The 20,366-nt window shown below is 39.7% G+C and carries 24 protein-coding genes and 2 pseudogenes; 2 read left to right on the top strand and 24 right to left on the bottom strand.

Annotated elements, in window-relative coordinates; translation table 11 throughout:
• Positions 1–298 precede the first annotated feature (298 nt).
• The 6 genes from RSK81_RS07000 to RSK81_RS07025 all read right to left on the bottom strand — a co-directional run bounded on the left by RSK81_RS07000 (position 299) and on the right by RSK81_RS07025 (position 5,813).
• Entirely contained in the window at positions 299–664 is a 366-nt protein-coding gene (locus tag RSK81_RS07000; RefSeq protein ID WP_049552762.1) for a TIGR02328 family protein, read from the bottom strand.
• Between the two features lie 51 nt (positions 665–715).
• Positions 716–1,810 carry a ferrochelatase gene (gene hemH, locus RSK81_RS07005; RefSeq protein ID WP_032910402.1) on the bottom strand — a complete coding sequence of 365 codons (1,095 nt, stop codon included), beginning with the start codon at positions 1,808–1,810 and terminating at the stop codon, positions 716–718.
• A 195-nt stretch (positions 1,811–2,005) separates the two neighbouring features.
• Entirely contained in the window at positions 2,006–3,289 is a 1,284-nt protein-coding gene (locus RSK81_RS07010; RefSeq protein WP_002900199.1) for a glycosyltransferase, read from the bottom strand.
• Entirely contained in the window at positions 3,258–3,905 is a 648-nt protein-coding gene (locus tag RSK81_RS07015; RefSeq protein ID WP_002900198.1) for a hypothetical protein, read from the bottom strand. Before RSK81_RS07015 ends, RSK81_RS07010 begins: the two co-directional genes overlap by 32 nt.
• Positions 3,898–5,040: a glycosyltransferase gene (locus RSK81_RS07020; RefSeq protein ID WP_315686296.1), complete on the bottom strand. Its 1,143-nt coding sequence runs from the start codon at positions 5,038–5,040 to the stop codon at positions 3,898–3,900. Before RSK81_RS07020 ends, RSK81_RS07015 begins: the two co-directional genes overlap by 8 nt.
• A gap of 2 nt (positions 5,041–5,042) precedes the next feature.
• A complete protein-coding gene (locus RSK81_RS07025) occupies positions 5,043–5,813 on the bottom strand; it encodes an SDR family NAD(P)-dependent oxidoreductase (protein ID WP_315686297.1) in 771 nt (256 codons plus the stop codon).
• 138 nt (positions 5,814–5,951) lie between these two features.
• On the opposite strand from RSK81_RS07025, the gene pepT reads away from it, so the two are divergent.
• Positions 5,952–7,175 (top strand): peptidase T, encoded by a 1,224-nt coding sequence (gene pepT, locus RSK81_RS07030; RefSeq protein ID WP_315686299.1) that lies wholly within the window; start codon positions 5,952–5,954, stop codon positions 7,173–7,175.
• A gap of 44 nt (positions 7,176–7,219) precedes the next feature.
• Here pepT and RSK81_RS07035 read toward each other — a convergent pair whose 3' ends face one another.
• The 15 genes and pseudogenes from RSK81_RS07035 to RSK81_RS07105 form a co-directional block, all read right to left on the bottom strand.
• Positions 7,220–7,864 (bottom strand): DUF6572 domain-containing protein, encoded by a 645-nt coding sequence (locus RSK81_RS07035; protein ID WP_061589059.1) that lies wholly within the window; start codon positions 7,862–7,864, stop codon positions 7,220–7,222.
• Positions 7,865–7,928: 64 nt separating this feature from the next.
• Positions 7,929–8,216 carry a hypothetical protein gene (locus tag RSK81_RS07040; protein WP_002913511.1) on the bottom strand — a complete coding sequence of 96 codons (288 nt, stop codon included), beginning with the start codon at positions 8,214–8,216 and terminating at the stop codon, positions 7,929–7,931.
• Between the two features lie 40 nt (positions 8,217–8,256).
• Positions 8,257–8,811: an NAD glycohydrolase inhibitor gene (locus RSK81_RS07045; RefSeq protein ID WP_315686302.1), complete on the bottom strand. Its 555-nt coding sequence runs from the start codon at positions 8,809–8,811 to the stop codon at positions 8,257–8,259.
• A 250-nt stretch (positions 8,812–9,061) separates the two neighbouring features.
• The gene (ifs, locus tag RSK81_RS07050; RefSeq protein ID WP_049552758.1) at positions 9,062–9,949 is read right to left on the bottom strand and encodes an NAD glycohydrolase inhibitor; all 888 of its coding nucleotides are present in this window, start codon (positions 9,947–9,949) and stop codon (positions 9,062–9,064) included.
• Between the two features lie 129 nt (positions 9,950–10,078).
• The gene (locus tag RSK81_RS07055) at positions 10,079–10,957 is read right to left on the bottom strand and encodes a DUF4299 family protein (RefSeq protein ID WP_049552757.1); all 879 of its coding nucleotides are present in this window, start codon (positions 10,955–10,957) and stop codon (positions 10,079–10,081) included.
• 26 nt (positions 10,958–10,983) lie between these two features.
• On the bottom strand, positions 10,984–11,412 hold the full coding sequence (locus tag RSK81_RS07060; protein WP_239682249.1) for a hypothetical protein: 429 nt from the start codon (positions 11,410–11,412) through the stop codon (positions 10,984–10,986).
• 99 nt (positions 11,413–11,511) lie between these two features.
• Entirely contained in the window at positions 11,512–11,700 is a 189-nt protein-coding gene (locus RSK81_RS07065; protein ID WP_239682248.1) for an Imm59 family immunity protein, read from the bottom strand.
• A 54-nt stretch (positions 11,701–11,754) separates the two neighbouring features.
• Positions 11,755–12,156 carry an Imm63 family immunity protein gene (locus RSK81_RS07070; protein ID WP_002913501.1) on the bottom strand — a complete coding sequence of 134 codons (402 nt, stop codon included), beginning with the start codon at positions 12,154–12,156 and terminating at the stop codon, positions 11,755–11,757.
• The gene (locus RSK81_RS07075; RefSeq protein WP_315686304.1) at positions 12,149–12,313 is read right to left on the bottom strand and encodes a glycohydrolase toxin TNT-related protein; all 165 of its coding nucleotides are present in this window, start codon (positions 12,311–12,313) and stop codon (positions 12,149–12,151) included. The genes RSK81_RS07070 and RSK81_RS07075 overlap by 8 nt, the downstream gene beginning before the upstream one ends.
• Positions 12,310–12,693, bottom strand: coding sequence for a hypothetical protein (locus RSK81_RS07080; RefSeq protein ID WP_315686305.1), 384 nt, complete (start codon positions 12,691–12,693; stop codon positions 12,310–12,312). The genes RSK81_RS07075 and RSK81_RS07080 overlap by 4 nt, the downstream gene beginning before the upstream one ends.
• 564 nt (positions 12,694–13,257) lie before the next feature.
• A pseudogene (locus RSK81_RS12920) lies at positions 13,258–13,389 on the bottom strand (cell division protein FtsK); the annotation flags it as partial.
• 222 nt (positions 13,390–13,611) lie between these two features.
• Positions 13,612–13,824: a hypothetical protein gene (locus RSK81_RS07090; RefSeq protein ID WP_002924436.1), complete on the bottom strand. Its 213-nt coding sequence runs from the start codon at positions 13,822–13,824 to the stop codon at positions 13,612–13,614.
• A 159-nt stretch (positions 13,825–13,983) separates the two neighbouring features.
• Entirely contained in the window at positions 13,984–14,643 is a 660-nt protein-coding gene (locus RSK81_RS07095; RefSeq protein ID WP_002924431.1) for a DUF6572 domain-containing protein, read from the bottom strand.
• An 84-nt stretch (positions 14,644–14,727) separates the two neighbouring features.
• The gene (locus RSK81_RS07100) at positions 14,728–15,156 is read right to left on the bottom strand and encodes a hypothetical protein (RefSeq protein WP_315686309.1); all 429 of its coding nucleotides are present in this window, start codon (positions 15,154–15,156) and stop codon (positions 14,728–14,730) included.
• Positions 15,157–15,203: 47 nt separating this feature from the next.
• Positions 15,204–15,875: a PoNe immunity protein domain-containing protein gene (locus tag RSK81_RS07105; protein WP_002924424.1), complete on the bottom strand. Its 672-nt coding sequence runs from the start codon at positions 15,873–15,875 to the stop codon at positions 15,204–15,206.
• A 123-nt stretch (positions 15,876–15,998) separates the two neighbouring features.
• Here RSK81_RS07105 and RSK81_RS07110 point away from each other — a divergent pair.
• Positions 15,999–16,583, top strand: a pseudogene (locus RSK81_RS07110) (transposase); the annotation flags it as partial.
• A 536-nt stretch (positions 16,584–17,119) separates the two neighbouring features.
• On the opposite strand, the gene RSK81_RS07115 reads toward RSK81_RS07110, so the two are convergent.
• The 3 genes from RSK81_RS07115 to RSK81_RS07125 form a co-directional block, all read right to left on the bottom strand.
• A complete protein-coding gene (locus RSK81_RS07115; protein WP_002924421.1) occupies positions 17,120–18,013 on the bottom strand; it encodes an alpha/beta hydrolase in 894 nt (297 codons plus the stop codon).
• A 135-nt stretch (positions 18,014–18,148) separates the two neighbouring features.
• Positions 18,149–19,117, bottom strand: coding sequence for an NADPH:quinone reductase (locus tag RSK81_RS07120; RefSeq protein WP_002924420.1), 969 nt, complete (start codon positions 19,115–19,117; stop codon positions 18,149–18,151).
• A 2-nt stretch (positions 19,118–19,119) separates the two neighbouring features.
• Complete coding sequence (locus RSK81_RS07125) at positions 19,120–20,364, bottom strand: MATE family efflux transporter (protein WP_268687550.1); 1,245 nt, start codon at positions 20,362–20,364, stop codon at positions 19,120–19,122.
• Positions 20,365–20,366: the final 2 nt, after the last annotated feature.

The raw sequence follows: 20,366 nt of genomic DNA on the forward strand, positions 1-20,366 counted from the left end.
TAGAATTGTAATGTCAATGATTACAACTCTGGAAATTTAAAAAAATTTCGAGCTCCTAAAAGTCACTAGTATTTTTTCCAAAATAACATACAAAAAAGCTAGTCATAATATCTAGACTAACTATGTTTAGGGAGCAAACATATTTTAGAGTTTAGCAGCCCTTGAATTGCTTCCCATTTTTCGAGAATGAAACAGTCACTTACCAAGACATTCGGCAGTTTTGAAAACATGGACTTGAAACAAAAAAGGAAGAGTGCTGTATCTTCCTTTTTTGTGCTATGGTCTTGGCTATTGGAAATCAGAAAATTTCTATTCCTTTCTCTTTCAGATTTTCCAAGCATTCTTGCAGATAGGTTGTGTCATGCTCCGGATAAATGGGATGTTCGAGCTCCTCAGCCGGCAACTTCTGGTAAGGCGGGCAGGTCTTGCCACGGTAGTCCTTATCCAGCCAAAGGCTATCCGGCTGATAGCCCCGTCGTTGCATCTCCTCCATAATCAAGAGATGATAAGCATAGAGGTAATAAGGACTGTGCTCAAAAACATAGTTGACCGTTGCATGCGGCTTACCCCACCCTCGTCCACGTAAGGCTGCGCACTCTCGGTGCTGGCCTAAAAGCTGCTGGCGCGGAAGTTTTTCAATCAAATCTTGGTGCCAAAGTCTCACGGTTTTCTCCTTCTAGAATGATCCTATAAACTCATCAACGAATATGAACAATCAGCTCTTGGGCAGCTTTCCTGCTTTCTCCAGCATTTTCTTGACAAAATATGGCATCTTAACATTCTCGCGCCCTTTTTTCTCAATCAGCTTCTTGACGAAATCTGGCATTTTCAGCTCTTCATCCTCTGCAAGAATCTGGCTGCTCTCCTCCGACGGCTGTAATTCATCGAAGGTTTCTTCTTCTGGAAAGCATTCTTTGAAGGGTTCATGCTCATGGCGGCGGATAGTTTGAATCAGGGCATCAATTAGACGGTCATCTGCATTGGGCATAGGCGGTCTATGATAGGCAACACCCAGTTCATCGCAAAGTTCCTTGCACTCCACGTCATTGTCAAAAAGGACCTCTATATGCTCACTGATAAAGCTAATCGGCACAAAAATATAATGCTTCGGATGCGTTTCTTGCTGGCGCATGTAGTCCAGCACGTCAGGTTTGATCCAAGGGAGTCCGATGTCACTCTCACTTTGCCACACATTGAGATAATCCTCTTCTGTCAGACCTAACCTTTCAGCAATCAAGCGGGCATTGTCATAGATCTGATCAATGTAAGGATCTCCGAAATCCAATGCCAGAATAGGCACACTGTGGGCTGAGAAGAAAATCTTGAAGGTCTCTTCTCCAACCTCTTCTCTAAGAATCTTTCTCAGCTCCTCTGCCCAATAATCAAGAATAGCTTCTTCCTGATACCATTCTTTAATGATATTAAAACGGATGCAATCACTCTGGATAAACTTCTCATAACCCATGACAGAATAGTAAGAAAAATGAGGTTCCAGGATCAAACAGATACATTCCTCAATACCATCCTCTTCCATCTGCTCAATCACATCTGGGATAAAAGGTCGTGAGAATTTATTGGCAAAATAAACCGCATACTCACTAGACAAACGCTGACGGACCTTTTCCACCTCTTCTAGACTGATACGCTGCAGAGGCGTTCCACCGATGAGGACATAGTTATCATAGAGGGTCTGAATCTCATGGTCTTGCGGCCTGACACCGCGGCGAATATTGGTAAAAAATTCAGCCACTCCCTCAAAGCTAATCTCCTCTGGCGAGCCAAAAGTCATCATTAGAATTGCTTTCTTCATCATCTTTCCTCTTCAGTCACTCTGAGAAAGCCAAGTTGACCTTCCAATGACTTTCTTGTAATCACTTTCATTTTAACATCTTAAAAAAGACTTGAATAGACCAAAAAACCTATTCCTTGAAAAGAATAGGGAAATTTAATAATTCAGACACTTTAATATTGGAAGTATGCTTTAATAGTTTGTTGAGTTTTCCAGTTATAAATCAAGCTTAAGCAGGCGCCCCAGCTCTTGATAGAGAATCTCTGTAGGCTGATATTCTTTACTTTGCTGGGCAAGAGTTTTCAACTGAGACCAGTCTGTGCGATCTATCAATTCCTTAAAAAGCCGCAGCACTTCTGCATCAGTCTTTCTGCGAGAAACCAGCCCCACCTGAGCCAGCTCAGCACGAACGGCATTGTCAAACTGGTCATAATCCTGCGGCAAAATGAGACTGGGAATCTCCTGCTCAATACAGGCCATCATAATACCCGTCCCTGCGTGGTGAATGGCAAAATCTATCTTATCCAGAATATCGGTATAGGGCAGATAGTCAAAGAGCAGCAGGTTTTCCGCCAGTCTCTTCGGAGCATTTTCCAAGCCGCTAGCTTCTCCCAAGGTGATGTAAAAGAGGTAATCTGGGTAGAGCTGACTCAGCTTTTTCGCTCGCTCCACCATGCGCTCCTTCTCCCATTTCAAATGCGTACCGCAAGTCACTAAAACCCGCTTCTTATCGGTCTCAAAATAAGACTCATGTGCTTCAGGCAGACGATCAAAGGACAGGCATTTGTAGCCAACCCAGCGAAGATGCTTAGGAAAATCATCTCGAAACTCCAGCTCTTTCATGCCCAAAGCCAAGATAGAGTACGGCGAATAAATGGCTTCTGTACCATCTTCCCGATAGAGTTTAAAATCTTGATAGTCTCCCAAACTCTTCTGGACCAAAGCAAAGGCCATTTTCTTTCCACAGCGAATAGCTTGCCTGCCTAAGGCATCTCTGAATTGGTACAGGGCACCCTGATGAGGTTTCCAGCCCCCTAAATAGGTCGGAGTTGTCGTCCGGCACTCAATCGCAACCGGACTCGGAATCGTGGTTATCCATGGGATGCCAAAGCGATCAGAAATCAGGCCTGCTGGCGAAGCAACAAAATCCGCTATGACCAAATCCGGTTTACCATCCTCTTGCCAAATTCGATTTAATTCGTCTATAACTTCTGGAATTAGTCTGGAATTGGCCCGAAACTGCTGATAGGCAATCAGAAGATTGCTTTGCTGCGGAGTATTGGCGATGTCTTCCATCACTGTCGGCCTTTCTGGAAAGAGGGCTAGACAGTCAAAACCAATTTCCTCTACTAGCTCTTTCTTTTGGCAGCCAGTGATGACCCGAATGCGAAAACGTGGATCCGCTAGCAGAGGCTTGACTAAGGTCAAAGTAGGCAGCAGGTGGCCACTAAATGGCACACTAATCACATCAATCTTTATCACTTTTTCTAATCCATTCATAAACTAATCCTTTCACATCTTCCCTGTATTCATAATCAAAATGGTTGCTATCCACCATCACATCGGCTGGATGGCCATCTAAAAATCTGCTGTAAATATCCTTCCTGCCCTTGATGACCAGCAAGTCAATATCCTTGCGATTTAGGAGTCTCCGTGAAACAGGCCCCAGCGTAATCACTCTCAGTCCAATCGGCAGATTTTCCTCAGCCAAGCCCTCCAGCCATTGAGTCAGCATATTGAGTCCCGAGCTCTTGCAAATAATAACAGCCTCCTCAGCATCCAGTAAAGGAGATAAATGCTGCTGCAAAGCCTCCTTAAAGCGAGAATTGTAGAGAGTATGCCAATAGTAACGGATATTGGAAATGGAAGCTGTCAACAAGGAAACTTGGGTTTGTCGCTCATGCTCAAATCCCTGATTAAACGGAAAATTACTGGGCACTACTGAAAAATCCGATGGACAAATCTGCTCAAGAAACTCAAGCTGTCCTTCAGTTAGACTAGCGCAGTCCAAATGGCTACTGCCACTGAGAAAAAGCAAGACCTTACTAGATTTCAACATGGTTTGGTCTGGCGACAGAGCATCCAACTTATCCAAGTACTGCTGCATCTTACTCATAGCGGATTTTCCCATCCGTCACTCGAATCTTCCTTCCTCGCCAGTTAATCACCCGCGGACTAAGCAAGACATAGAGGAAAAGCCAAGGCAAGAGTAAATCATTCAGGACTTCGTAGAACACCTCATCAGGATGCGGCCGACCGGATAGAATGTGACGACGATAAGCCAGCATCCAAACCGCCTTGACCAAGAGCAAAATCAAAGCCAGCAGCACAAAAGGCCAGCCAAGAAAGAAACTAATGAGCAAGGCAGGAAGCGGCAGAAAACTAGGAAGAACAATTAAAATAATAACCTTCCAGTCCAAGTGCTCTTTCAGATAGATAGAGCTAAAAAGCAGCCATCGCTTCATTTGCAGCAGATATTGCTTGGCATCCTTGATAGTAGTCCGGACATTACAAGTCACCCGCGTCTGGATAATCTCCACTCCCTTGCTGCGCAGAAAATCAGCTACAGCCAAATCATCACATAGGTAGTCTTTTATAGCACTGAAGAGCTTCTGCTCGCTAGCCAGTTCAAGTGGCAGAATGTAGAACATTCCATTAATCGAGTGGTTGGCTTTGACTTCAGCCATGGTGAAATAGGTAATGAAAGAATTCCCATTGACAAAAGCTGCCACTAGCTTGGACCAGAAATTACTTCGCTCTTGATTATAGGGAATACCGGTCAAAATAACATTCTCACCTAGATGAGCTGTCAATTCTCCCATTTTTGAAAAATCAATGACGCTGTCGTCGTCGAGAACAATCAGATATGGTCGAGTCAGCTCGTCTATAATCTGCTCAATCTTATAACTCTTAGGATTAATCCCCTGGGGGACATCCTCCATGAGAAAAACGCGAATACGCTGGGCATAAGAGAGATTTTGACAAATCTTGTCAGCCACTCGCTGCGCCTCTGGGTCAGACTGATCAATCAACCAGTAAAACTCAACCGCTTCTGTCTGCTGGAGATTGGCTAATAAGTCATTTTCCAAACGAGGGTCACCAGATAGGATGGGCTGGACCACCGTATAAAGCTCCTCTTGAAAGTCTGATGAAGAGCTCTGCCTTTTTTTCAAATAAGTCAAAGACAAGAGCCAACGCAAGATAAAGAGAAGCAAATAGGCAGCAGCCAGCAAGAAAAAAATAAGTTTCATGATCAAAGCCCCTTTCGTAGATAAGCGCCAATCAAACGGATAATCCATCTTTGTGGAAGTAGCTTCATGAGCCAAGCCAGTAGTCGATATCTCTTGCCCACTATAGCATAGGAACGGCCTTGCTGGAGCAGTCCGATGATGCGTCGTGCTGCTATCTCCGGGCTCATTTGCAACTGACTTCCACCCAAAGCATTCTGTAACTCTGGAGGAAAGATGGCAGTCCGAACCGGTCCCAGTATATAAAGACAAACTCTCATTTCAGAGCCTTTGAGGCGCAGCTCTTCTTGCAAGGCTAGACAGTAAGTCTGCAAAGCGGCCTTACTGGCGCTGTAAGCTGCCAGATAAGGATGAGGACAAAGTGCCGCTAGTGATGAAAGCTGGACAAGTCTTATCTTGCAATTGCGCTCCGCAACTTGCTTGATCAGTTGAATCGGTGCTTGGTAATTGACCTGCCAGAGGGCATTTTCAGCAGCTTCCGAAAGAGATAGCGCTGAACCAAAATTCGCCACACCGCAGCAATTAATCAGTAAATCTGCCTCTAGCTGCTGAGCAAAATCGTCTACCGCAGCCGTATCCAGCAAATCCAATACTCTGTAGGAAAGCTTGGCCTTGACTCCAGACAAGTCCTCTTGCAGTTGAGTGAGTTTTGCTTTATCTCTGCCAACCAAAACAAGCTGGTTTGTCCTTGTAGCCAGTTCTCTAGCCAGCTGACGACCTATACCTCCCGAAGCCCCCAAAATCACAGCTTTGTTGATTGTTTTTTCAATTTGCATAGATATAGTTTACCAGATTTTGACAAGATATAAAACTAATTGCTAGATTTTACCTTTGCCCTCAAGAAACGAAAAACATTTCTCACTCTCCCCTGAATATGCTAAAATAGATTTAAATGAAATGAAAAAGGAGCATTTATGAAATATCCTAATCTTTTAGATCGTTTCCTGACGTATGTCAAGGTCAACACGCGCTCAGACGAGACATCTACAACTACACCCAGCACCCAGAGTCAGGTGGACTTTGCCAACAATGTCCTCATTCCTGAAATGAAGCGGGTTGGCTTGGAAAATGTCTACTACCTGCCCAACGGCTTTGCGATTGGAACTCTGCCAGCCAATGACCCAAGCTTTACCCGCAAGATTGGCTTTATTTCCCACATGGATACGGCGGACTTCAACGCAGAAAACATCCAGCCACAGGTCATCGAGAATTATGACGGCGGTGTGATTCCGCTGGGGCAATCTGGCTTTAACTTAAATCCTGCGGACTTTGCCAGTCTCCATAAATACAAGGGCCAAACCTTAATTACGACTGACGGAACCACTCTTTTGGGAGCAGACGACAAGTCAGGTATTGCTGAAATCATGACTGCTATCGAATACCTGTCTGCCCATCCAGAAATCAAGCACGGAGAAATCCGAGTTGGCTTTGGACCAGACGAGGAAATCGGTATCGGGGCTGATAAGTTTGACGCTGAAGACTTCGATGTGGACTTTGCCTACACAGTAGACGGCGGCCCTCTAGGAGAACTCCAGTACGAAACCTTTAGCGCTGCTGGAGCAGAACTGACCTTCCAAGGCCGCAATGTCCATCCAGGAACTGCTAAAGACCAGATGGTCAATGCTCTCCAGCTGGCTATTGACTTCCACAACCAGCTGCCAGAAGCCGACCGACCAGAGAAGACTGAAGGCTACCAAGGCTTCTACCACCTGATGAACCTGACCGGTACTGTCGAAGAAGCTCAAGCTAGCTACATTATCCGCGACTTTGAGACAGAGGCTTTTGAAAATCGCAAAGCTGCTATGCAGGCTATTGCTGACAAGATGAACCAAGAGTTGGGCAGCGAGCGAGTTATCCTAACCCTCAAAGACCAGTATTACAACATGAAGCAGGTCATTGAAAAGGACATGACACCTATCCATATCGCCAAAGCAGTCATGGAAAGTCTGGACATTGAGCCTATCATCGAGCCTATCCGTGGCGGAACTGACGGCTCTAAAATTTCCTTTATGGGCATCCCGACTCCCAACCTCTTTGCCGGCGGCGAGAACATGCACGGACGCTTTGAGTATGTCAGCCTAGAAACCATGGAACGCGCTGTCGATACCATCATCGGCATTGTTTCCTATCAAGATTAAAAACGAAACCACAGAAGATCACGAGGGATTTCTGTGGTTTTTTCTCACTCTGGCAATTCTACCTTCAAGCTCATATCTGTAGGTTGTAACACTTTCTGAACAGCTGCGAGAAAGGCCAAACCGTTGTCAGATGGGGAATACTGGAATGTGATATGAATGACTTTTTTATCAAAGCTATCGCCGTATCGTGCCACATACTGCTTGCTTTCGAGGAAGTAGATATAATTATTGAGTTTTTCTTGAAGAATTTCTAGATGGACTGCCTCTATTTCTTCCTGCCAGTCAACTGGATCCACTAGGAGAAGCTCCAAATGATTATCAATTATTCCAATAGAATCAAGCTCTGTTGGCTTTAATTCAGAAGAAATGGCTTCTTGTAGCAACTCAATAAATTCTCGTTCAGAAAACAGCCGTTTAATAGACGACGGATTTACTAAAATACGAATAGGTGAATCCCTAAAATAATTCTGTCTAGCCGCTTCGTTGCTTTCCTTAGTCACCCATTCTCCGGTTTCTAAGAACAGTTCAACTTCATAAGCATCCTGTTCGGACTTTAAAGCTTTATCTACTAATTCTTTGCTTACTGGATAACTAACTTCTCTATCTTGAAAACCTCCTGTCATCCAGGACATTATATAATTCCCATTTTCTTCTGTTATGATAAAACCATTTGCTTTTATTTGATTCATTTGGTAATACACCTTTTCCCCTTCATATAAGTATGCCCAATGAAAAATATATCACTGTTTCTAATCAATCATTTTCTGAAACGTCTGACAGAATTGGAGTTTCTTTTATCCAAAAAGTTGTTTTTATCAAACGAAAAAGTCGCTCTATTGCATCATTTTCATTTTTAAATTCATCTCTAATCCAGATACATTGACGTTCATTAACTTCATAAACTTTATACTTCCTAGACTTATCATCATAATAGTATCCCAAAGTAAATTGACCTTCAAATCGTTCATCAAGCGCAATATGAAATGCCCCTATTTTATCTTTATGTTTATTAATAAAATTTATTAGTTCTTGTTTAGTCATTTAAAATTCTCTACAACTCTCACATCCACCATGACGCTTGCTATTGTTCTATTACTTTAGGTGGATTGTAGTATTTTTCCTTGAATTCCTTAAGAATCTTCTTTACCTTTTTCATATCATAAGACTTGAAAGAAGGAATTGATTTAATATTTCCAATTAATCGACTATAATATCCACTAGTTTTTAACTCGTTAGGAAGTTTTTCTATTGTATCGAGTATAAGAGGAACTAATTTTCTTGTATCAATTTCAAAAGGAAGGGGTTTATATTCCGCCAGAATGAAATCTTGAAGCAATAAATATTCTGTAACTTGCCATATTTTCTTTTCATCAATACTTAAAGAAAGCTCTTTTAATATCTCAAAGGTCCTTCTCTCGATATCCTTATCACCTCCTACATATAGAGGGAATAAACAATATTCCAGCAACACCTGAATATCAGTGTATTCTGTTATCATTGAGTTTCGTTGTTGAAAACGATACCTAATATCCTTTCCAAGAAAAGCTTCGGCTTCTTTTCCTTCCCTCATCACTTCTAGATAATGTTTGGCAAAGTGTTTATAATTTTCTTTATTTTTCAATTTATAAGTCTGCATTTATTTACCCCATTGATTTATTCTGAAAATCCCCTCAACTTGAACAATTTCATTAGTGCCAGGCTTATAGACACGTGGATTTTTGATTTCATAATAGCCTTGACGTTCAATCGCAGATAAAAATTTGTCGTATGAATGTCCTGTTGTGTCAATGACGGCACATGCAGTTCGCTATTTTTACCTGTTTAAAAAAGTCTTAATAACCTAGTCCAATTATACCACAAAAAAGAGAGCGAATTCGCTCTCTTTATTACTCCGGCAATTCTACCTTCAAACTCATATCTGTATTCTGTAATGTCTTCTGTACAACTGCTAAAAAGGCTAGACCGTTATCAGATGGAGAATACTGGAATGTGATATGGATGACTTTTTTATCAAACTTATCGCCATATCGTTCTACATACTGCTTACTTTCTAGGAAGTAGATATAGTTATTGAGTTTTTCTTGAAGTTTCAAGAGATGCTCCTCTTCTAATGACTCTATCCATTTGTTTTCATCAATCAACAACAACTCTAGATGGTCATCTGCAACACCCATCGCATCGATACTTGTAACGTCTAGTTCAATTTTCTCAACTGTTTTAATGGTTTTTACTACCTTTGGCGGATTGTAGTATTTTTCCTTGAATTCCTTGAGAATTTTCTCCACCTTTTCTTCATCACACTTCCTGTATACTGGATCACACTCCAATGCATTACACAGCCCTTGGTATAACCAATCTTTCTTCTGTCCATCTGATAATTTTGAAATGCTTTCTATAATATTTTTAACTAATTCATCTGTTTCAATGATAAAGGGAAGACTAGTATATCTTCTTAAACGCCTATTTTGAATAAAAATATAATCAGTTACCTTATCTAATTTGACTAAGTCAACCGATAAGCTAAAATCTTTCAAGATAGCAAAGGTTCTGCGCGCTATATCCCTATCACCTTCCACATACAAAGGATATAAGCAATATTCCATTAATACCCCAATATCTGTACTATCAAGTTCATAAGAATCTCGTTGTCGAAAACGATACTTAACTTCTGTTCCTAGAAAAGCCTGAGCTTCTTTTCCTTCCCTCATCACTTCTAAGTAATGTTTGACAAAATTTTGATAATCTTTAGGCTCTGGTATTTCAAATTTCTTCATTTATTTACTCCATTGGTTAATTCTAAAAATCTCTAAACTTGTCTGATTTTTCAGCCTGATAGAACATATTTGTTGGAATGTATAATCATATCAAAGAAGACTTCTCAAAAGATATTTTTATCCGACTTTTTAAATTCTGGCTAGTATATGTTGTAAAGTTTCAGGAGAAATTGGGTCTACAAGAACATATTTGGCATCCAACATATAGATGCCCTCGGTCAACGACTCTAAGTACTGACGATAAGGAACTTCGGCTAGTTTTTCCCCATCGGCTGTCATGATAAATAGTCGTGCAACTGCAACCTTACTTCCTATATACTGTTGCAAATATTGAGGTTCTAACTCTGGTTGAGATGGTAAGATTGTTCGTCCTTCACTATTTAGATAGTTGACAGGAATGATGATATCCTCACCATCCTGCTCTACTTTAAAAACTTGCTGCTCAGAGTAATAAGCATTCAGCTGTTGGGTAAAGCGCAAACGCTGGTCATAGCTATTCAAAAGTTGCTCGTCCGGAACATGGATAATCTGCCCTAGGTAGAGTTCATTGATGTAAATGGGACGTTTCACTCCCATAACTTCTACTATAGGATGGACTTTTACTTCCTTGGTCAATTCTGAAAGAGCTGATAAGAAAATATCCGTGAAATGAAAATCAAGAATGGATTCTTTATCATACTCCAAGCCATCGTGTTCGCAAACATTTACATCTAAGAGAATGAGCAAGGTTTTCAAGAACATCAAGGCCCCAGTCCAGTCAGAAGCTGTCGCCAAATCTGGAATAGTTACCTGATATACTTGACCATCAAAGGATAGACGGAAACCTAAACTAGACTTCTCTTTGACTCCAAACTGGACCGAATGGAAATCTGAAATAAGAGAGTCTGCAGAGGGTTTTAAGCCCGCATCCTTAGCGGAAACGCTGTAACATTCAAAAGTTTCAGCTTGAAGTAGCTCACCAATCCTTAGTGACTGATTGCTTTTAATTGTAAAAATAACTGATTTCATAATAAACTACTTTCTTACTATCTTGACTATATAGGGAGATTTTTTCGAGTTCGAATTAGAGAAAACTTTTCTGCCTCGATTGGTAAAGAACAATAATACAAATGTCCATACCTACTTTCAACTAAATTCTCCTTCTTCCATAGTCCATTTCTATTTAAAAATTCTATATCGTCAGAAACAATCGTTACCCATGAATTAGGCTTATCTAAATTATCATCACTTCGTTGAAAAATATCCCATTTTTGTTCATTAAACCAAATATGATCTATAATTTTATATTTTTTTTCAACCTGTTTTTCTGTCAAGTATTTTCTATATTGTTTCAACTCTGAATCAAATAATTTATAGCCATTATTCTCTGATAAAGGATCATAGGAAATCAAATAATATCCTGTACTATCACGATCAAAGTATTGGTGTTCAATTCCATTAACCACTATGTATAATTTATCCATCATCCCTCCATGTATTCAACACATGACAGGCATTTTCTACTTAAGTGGGGATACATAAACTCTTGCTTCATTTATTCTATCATAAGAAGGAACTATTTGTTATTCTGTGGTATCATCCCAGAGGGGGGATAGATAGTTAACGGGCATTCCTTCCTTGGCATAGTATCGATTAATAATAACTATGTCTGCTAAAAAATCTAAAAATTTTGTTTTTGCTTCTTGGAATGTATTATAAACATGCTTTCCATTAAAGCTTCCTCTATCCATTGTTCCGTATTTTATCCCCACATAGAACATCTCCTACTTTTATATACTCTAAAATTCTTTATTTTTCCCTTCAATTTAATTTATGTCTATTTCCTTCCTTCTTCTCTCTCCATACTTAGGATTAATTATACTAAATAAACGAATTTGTTCTTCTTGAAGAAGGCTATTATAACGTTCAAAATCTCCATTAGCATTAGTCCATGCATTCTTTGATGCTATTCTAGTAACATATGATTGCAAAAGATAATAAAGAATATCTTCCTTATTATCAAATTTTTTCTCAGAATTTATTTTGCCACGTTCGACACCAACAATGTAGTAATGATCGCCCTCTAAATAAATAGTACGTCCTTCCGGTAAGAATAGAGATGGTTTTTCTTCTGTAAATAAATCCGACTGATTAAGATTTGTCTCCCCTATTTTTAATAGCAATTCCATTAATTCTTGCTTTAACTGCATTATTTTTACCTCATTCAATTATTTTTAGATAGCCATTATTCATCAAATACCCCACTTCCATATCTGTAAAGTGTTGAATGCCCATTCCAGACTCATCAAACCATGGAGCAATTAATCCTTTTTTATTAGGGATTGGTTTAGTTGCAATATAAGTTATCTTAGGCTTGTTTTTCATGAAAGGTGGTAGCGCTCTTTCTCCAAAACTAGCGCCTGAAGGAGAAAATAACGGCCAGAATCATTATCACCATAGCGATCTAAAACAGTTCCTGGTTCTATTATATCCTCTACATATTCGCCATTCAAAAATCCATTTTTATGTATACTTCCATCAACTCTACCCATGGAACTCTCGGGACTTCCTGGATAAATTGTATCCCCTGTTAACTGATTAAAATAATCTGGATTATCATATACATTTTTATTTTTAAGGTAAAATTCTGGCTCAGGTGGATATGACCAATTTCTTAATTTGACTCTATCGGATGGTTCGATACCTGCCTCCGCATACTTATGCCATTGAAGATATCTCTGACGGTCCATCGGTTCCATACCCATCAAGGTTTTCTGGAATTTCTCCTTCGCCAGATATTGGTCAAAGTTACTGGATTACCTCGCAAGCCTGCTTTCTTCTATATTTCTTAGAATTTGTTCTTTGTTAACCTTCGGTGCTTCAACATCCGATACAGCCTTTACCTTCGGCACGTCCACATCACCTGGCTTGACTCCGCTAACAGCCTTGAATGCGCTGTCGCCTGATACTTGCTTGACCTTCGGCACGTCCATGTCCGCAGCTTTGGCTCCAGCAATTCCATTTAAAGTACCAGCCTCTGTCAAGTTAGTCTTAACAGGAAGTTCTAAGTCTGCAGATTTCTTCGCAAGTGTAATATCCACATCTGCCACACCACTTCCGGCATTAACGTTTGGCTTAATCTTGCTATTAAGGTTAAGACCATCTGTATCAACCTTGAGTCCCTTGTTAAAGCCATTCGATAGTTCTAGATTGACAGAGCTATTTTTGCTACCTGAAGGAATATCAATATCCAGTTCCGCATTTGTCCGCTTCATTTTTAGATGATCCGCATATTTACCAATACCAAAGCCAAACACCTGTCTTCCAGCATAGCTAAATGGGAAATGATCCAAGCGGAAGTCAATCTCTCTAAGGATTCCCTCTTCCATGACTAACTGACCAGTGTTGCGGTCCTTGATATTGACAACCGTCTTGATATTCTCAGACAGCGAGCTCATCACATCCTGTACGAAAATTAGTGAGCAGCCTAGGTCAGTCATTTTATTTTTTTGGAAATAGCAGAGCAGATAAAGGATTCAAAAAATATAGAGTTTTCAAAGTACTAAAAGGAAAATGTCCTTGTTCCATTATACCATATAAGAGATAGGGTGGGAAAGGGAGGAGAAAAAGAAAGGCCTGAGGCAAACGACCTCAGACCTACTGTGCACTGTGTGCTCTATTTATTAGTCCTTTTTCTTGCTATCCTCATAGAGACTGGGCGCAAACGCTTTTGTCACCATGGCCGTCACGAAGCGAAAACCTCCCGCTGCCAGACCAAAAATCGGCGCCAAAGCACGAAAGAAGAAATCTCCTCGCATAAATAAACAAAGCAGACCAGTAATCACAAAGATAGCCAAACTCTGCACCAGAGCCACCAATAATATTTTCTTCATCATTCCCTCGACTTTCTATAGACTATTATAGCATAAGCTGCGAGGGATAGATATGGGGTGAAAAATTTTGTTTTCTTAAAAATAACAGGATAAAAACGAGCGAAAACAGGAAGTTTTGTTCGGAAGTCTCTAAAAAGAAGGGGAAAAATCACTTTCTTTAGATCAATTAGGTAGTTCTATCTTCAAACTCATATCTGTATTCTGTAATGTCTTCTGTACAGCTGCTAGGAAGGCTAAACCATTGTCTGATGGAGAATACTGGAATGTGATATGAATGACTTTTTTATCAAAGTTATCGCCGTATCGTTCTACATACTGCTTGCTTTCGAGGAAGTAGATATAATTGTTAATTTTTTCCTGCAGAATTTCCAGATGGACTGCTTCTATTTCTTCCTCCCAGCCAACTGAATCCACCAGAAGAAGCTCTAAATGACTATCAACTATACCAATAGCGTCAAGCTCGCTAGGTTCCAGTTCTGAAACAATGGCTTGGGTGACAATTTGTGTAAATTCCTCTGCTGTGAAAAGACGACGGCTATTTTTAGGATTCTTCAAAATAAAGGAAGGATGATTTTCGATGAAGAGCTTACCAGACTCATCTTGTGTATACTGTTTTTTAGATTTCCAAAAACCATAATCTGCATAATTCATCAACTCTTTACCAGTATGTTCTCCAGACATATAACTATCTGCAGCTTCTTTGGAGATTTCTCTAATCACTTCTGGGCAGGTAATATTAAAAGTTGGATAACGCAAGAAATACTTATCACCATCTTGACAGATTTCCAACATATCTTTTTGACTTACATAAATTGATTCCATTCTTATCTCCTTTGTCGTTTACCAAATATCTACTAATTGTTTATTCCCTATTTATTGGCTGTTCTTATGATGTAGTCCAGCTTACTATAAAGGCCTGTGCCCTGTTTCAGCATAAATCATAACTTCATATGCTCCTCTAGAGGATTCAAATGCTTTATCCATCAGTTCTTTAGTAATAGGATAGCGAACTTCTGGACCCATTGCACCTCCAATTTCTTTAAAGAAGCTAATTTCGTAATAGTCGTCTGTCTCATATACAATAAATCCATTACCACTATGTACAATCGTATCCGACTGATTATAATCTTCTAACTCATCTTTCTTTGGCCAACGATGATGTTCACAATAAAACATTACTTCTAAAGAATCTTTTTCTGATTTTGAAACACATTCTGCTAATTCCTGGCTAATGGGAAAGTTAAGCACTTCTTTCCCTCTACTCCACAGAATCTGATAATCATTGTTGTTTTTTAATATCGTACAATTTTTGCATTGCTGAATTTCTGTTGTCATACAAACACCTACTCAAATACCTTTATTATTAGTTAAATTAAAATACTCTAAACTTCTGCCCTTTCAGCAACCAAATCGTAAGGGAAATACGGAATGCCTTCCAATTCCCTATAATCCAACCCCTTGAGCTTGCAGAGGGCACCTGACTCAAAGGACCAATAACCATAATAATTATCAATATTCCGCTTATGCAAATCATACCAACCTGTATCCCTATGTCCTGGATACCATTTCTTAATTACATATTCTTTGAGCAGTTTGAGAGCCTGTTCAGCATTCTCTTCTTCAATAATTTTTCGAGTAAAGCCATAAGGTCTTGGAAAATTATAGTTTATATGAATCTTCCAATCTGGATGACGTGATTGAATCAAGTAATCAATCAAATAATCCTCTGGATCATCTTTTTTAACCAAGTCTACTAGCTGATTAAAAATCTCTTCATCAATTTCTAACAGAAGACCAATAGAAAGCGCCCAAACCATTTGAAGATAGCCAGAATTGCTATGCCAAACTGGAAGCAGACTGTTGACAAAGTTAATATATTCCTCCTTAAAATCTTCAAGAGGATAACCATCTGTATATGTAGCTAGCATATTCTTTTCTTGATAAATAGATATATCTTCTTGAGTTAGTTTAATAACTTCGTCAGTTGGACGTTTATAAGGATTAATTCCTAGTTTAAATTGATTTAACTCTTGTAGCCATTCCTTAATCATCATTGGTAGTGTAAAATAAGTTGTGTAAACACAAAAACTAATAAATCCGTTATAGTAGAGTTGCGAAACATTACTAGAAAGAGAATTATTCCTATGACACAGTTTACCACAGAATTGCTTAACTTCCTAGCCCCAAATGAAAACAATGCTTCTTGGTCCACCCTATTAGACAATCTTCAAAACCAAGGGGTTCAACAGGTTTCTCTTGTAGTGACCGATGGCTTCAAGGGGCTTGAGCAGATGATCAGTCAGGCTTACCCATTAGCTAAACAACAACGTTGCTTCATTCATATTAGTCGAAATCTGGCTAGTAAAGTGAAACGAGCAGATAGAGCGGTTATTTTGGAGCAATTTAAAACGATTTATCGCGTTGAAAATTTAGAAATGGTAGTACAAGCTTTGAAGGACTTTATCGCTGAATGGAAGCCAAAGTATAGGAAAATAATGGAAAGTTTGGAGAATACGGGTAATCTTTTAACTTTTTATCAGTTTCCCTACCAGATTTGGCACAGCATTTATTCGACAAACCTCATTGAGTCTCTCAACAAAGAAATCAAACGTCAAACGAAAAAGAAGGTTCTTTTTCCTAACGAGGAGGCTCTAGAACGTTACTTAGTTAGTTTGTTTGAAGATTATAATTTCAAGCAAAGTCAACGAATCCATAAAGGGTTTGGCCAATGTTCTGACACACTTGAAAGCTTATTTGATTAACACTCCATAACTCTACTAGAGTGTTTACACATAATTATTGACAGTATCAACAGGAACCTAACCAGCTCTTATAAAATGTCATTGTATTCATACTTAAATATAATAAAAAATCTTTATTAAGAGATTAAAGGGGCTGTCTTAAAACGATAAGAATATAAAAAAAGCAGGGCAAAGCGAATTCCTGAGGAAGCCCGTTTGCGGCTGCTTTTTCTTTTTAACGATTATTCACTTTCATGATGAGGACGAGGTTGGCAGTATCTTCCTTGCCTTCATTTTCATATATGGCACAGTGCGCTGCTGTCTTATCCCAGTCTTGAAAACTGGGCCGGCTTTCTAGCCCAATTTGGCTTTCTGTTGGTCATTCCGCTGTTGGAAGCTTACAATGGCCGGCGCGGCTACTCCCCACTCTGGGTTAAATGGGGCTTCTACGCTTTTCATCCCATACACATCAGCCTGCTCTGGCTTATCCGTTTTATTCTTTTAGGACATTAAAAACGAGACTTTGACAATACATCAAAGTCTCGTTTTTTGATTCTTTAATTTAAAGCTAATACCTGATTGATAAAGTTCATGCATAATTTTTTCCAAATTGCTAACTCTTCATAATCTGAAAATTCTGCCTGTGTATTTCGATTAATGACAGATAAGCCGTGTTCCCCCATCGCAAACATGTGCAATTCGTATAAAACAGCCTTATCTTTTAGTTTTTTAGCATAGTCCAAGAGAGCATTGTTATAGATGCAGTCGTCATTCTGCATGCCCCAAATGAAAGTGGGAACGGTGTCTGCAGAAATATGTTCTATCGGACTGTGTTCTTGTAGATTTTCTCTGGTTAACTCTTTACCCACAACTGTTTTCAAGGCCCCAGTTAGAAAGTCTAGTTTGGGCATGGGAGATAACTTGGTTGGCCGCTGATTATCTGGATCTGCCACAACACTATCATACTGATGGTTAAAGTCTAATAAGGGATAAGATAAAACTACTAAAGTTGGTCTTATTTTTTCCTTTGGATAGTTAAAATAGTCTTGCAAAATAGACTCATTCCAGCGATTAGCTAGGGAGGCACAGTGGGTAGCACCTGCTGAAAAGCCAATAAAAATGATTTTATCTGGATCAATATTCCACTGCTGCGCTTTCTCTCTTGTTATCAGCAACATTTTCGCTAAATCATAGAGGGGAGCTGGGTAGCTACTATCTTTGCCGACTGTATAATCAAGCGTAATAGCTTGAAAGCCTTTATTAAGAAAATAAAGGGCTGCCGGCTCTTTTTCACGATCTGTTACTTTAAAGAAACCGCCCCCACCGCAGATAATCACAGCCGGACGCGGATTATGATTCTTAATATCTGGCGTTTCCTCCACTAGATAGGTTGTATAAGTGACAGAGCTTTTATCAGCTCCTGACCAAAGTTCGTGTGTATTAATTTTCATGAGAATCCTCCTTAATATAAGATACAAAGCCCGTAAAAAGCGACTAGGATTTTAGGCAAGTGACGCCGGCTGCTTGCAGACAAGAAGCTTGGTCTAAATCTCTAAATCCCAATCTTTTAGGGTGTGTTCCGTTATTTACGGTACTAAGACAATTTTTCGCCTTTCTTTTTTATTATCCAGTAATCGGTGAGCCTCTGCTGCTTCATCAAAGGTCTTAATAACAGTATCATCTTCTAAAAGTCGGCCTTCTTTAAAGGCATTATTCACAAGTCTTCCTGCCATTTGCAATTGTTTTAAGTTGGCTTGGCTGATAACAAAGCCTCTGATTTGCTGACAGTTCATATAGAATTGTCGGGCATCAAAGGTACTCTCCCGAGGAGTTGTTATGAGGGTTATGGCACCCTTTAAAGCCAGCAAATCAATATTAGTCTGTAAAGCTATTTCCCCAGAAGTGTCAATAATATGATCAAAGCCAGCTGGAAATTGCTCCGTCAGCTTTTGAAAAAGCTTATCATCACGGTAATCAAAACAAGCAGAACTCCCAATTTGGCCTAATTTTGAAAAATCCTGATAGTTAGAGGTCGTAACAACCTTTGCACCTGCTTCATGGGCAAGGCAAAGCAGTTTGCTGCCTACATGGCCTGCTGCCCCTTCAATTAATAAGGTTTGACCTCTTGCCAGTTGCATAATATCCTGCAAAACGATGGCCGCAGTCGCAGCAGAGTGAACAGCTCCAATTAGTCTTACTGGATCGGCTCCTTCAGGAACTGAGAAAAGCCTTTCTGCCGGGATCAAAGCATATTCGCTAGTGACCCCCTGCCTGCTATCATAACCCATACTATTGGTCCAGACTAAATCACCAGCGGCAAATTGGCTAACGTCATCACCAACGCTGACCACCTCGCCAACAGCATCCCGACCGAGAATATAAGGTTGAGGCAATTGAGTCTGATAAAGTCCCGAGCGAATAAAGGTATCAACATAATTGACCGAGACTGCCAAAACTTTGATGAGAACTGTTTTAGGTATCACCTCTGGGACAGGCAAATCACCAATTTGGATGACTGAAGGGTCTCCCTGCTCATAAATGTAAACTGCTTTCATTTCTACTCCTTTCTCTCAATGTGTTTTGAAATATTAGTAAAATAAATTAGTCTCATTAAAAAGCCTGCAAACCAGCCAAAAGGGGCTGCCAGCCAGATACCGTTAAAACCTAGTTTTGTATGAGATAAGCAGACAGCTAACGGAACCTGCAGCAGACAAAAGGTGGTGACAGAAGCAATCAATGGCAATAAGGATTTTCCATATCCCAATAATAGACCATTTAGCACCTGCATAGCACCAAAAACAAAGTAAAAAATAGATACAATTCGTAGATAGCCTTCTCCAATCTGAACAATTGCCTTCTGACGATTAAAAATAGCAATAAAATGAGGAGCAAAACTGTAAATAAGTCCAGAAATAGCAATCGAAATCCCCAAAGTTATTATTAAGGCGCTCCTGCCTCCTTTTGCTATCCGTTTTTGTTCACCTGCCCCTTTATTTTGAGCGGTAAAATTCATAAGAGCCTGACCTAAATTAATAGCAGGCATTTCTGCAAAAGCATCTACTTTGGAAGCGGCAGTATAAGCAGCAATCGCATTTGCTCCAAAGCCATTGACTAAAAATTGGATAACCAAAAAACCTAAACTGATAAAAATTTGCTGTAACATAGCAGGAAGCCCGATAGCTAAAGAAGTCTTTAAAACGCTGACTTTCCACTTTAAATGAAGAAGATTGGGAGCCAGTTTAGGATAATATCTGTACATGTAGCGCAAACAGACTATAAAGGAAAAGACCTGTGCAAGTACGGTTGCCAGAGCGGCACCAACAACACCATAAGTGAAAAATTTTATGAAAATGACGTCTAACAAAATAGTTTGTAAATACGCATCTGCATCAGATAGCAGGCTGGCTGGAACATTCAAGTGTTCTAAAAGAACAGGAGAGTAAAGTAGACCTAAGACCATTAAAAAGAAAGAAAACAGACTAATAAAAATAATATTTGTGTCAACGACTTCTTTCATATTTTGATTTCTTTTAGCGCCATAAAGTTGGGAAATAATAACACTTGCACCAATAGACATCCCTGTAGATACTGATATTGTCAACGCTAATATTTGAGTACTAGAACCAACAGCAGCAAGGGCTTCAGCTCCCAAAAGATTACCAACGATAACAGTATCTGTAATATTATAAAGCTGCTCAAATAAGTTTCCTAAGAAAATAGGGAGGGCAAAAACAAAAAGCGCTTTTAATTCACCTCCCTTTGTTAGGTCAGTCATTTTAAACTCCTTTAAAAATGATATAATAA

The organism is Streptococcus sp. DTU_2020_1000888_1_SI_GRL_NUU_041A (assembly GCF_032387735.1).
Lineage (GTDB): Bacteria > Bacillota > Bacilli > Lactobacillales > Streptococcaceae > Streptococcus > Streptococcus sanguinis.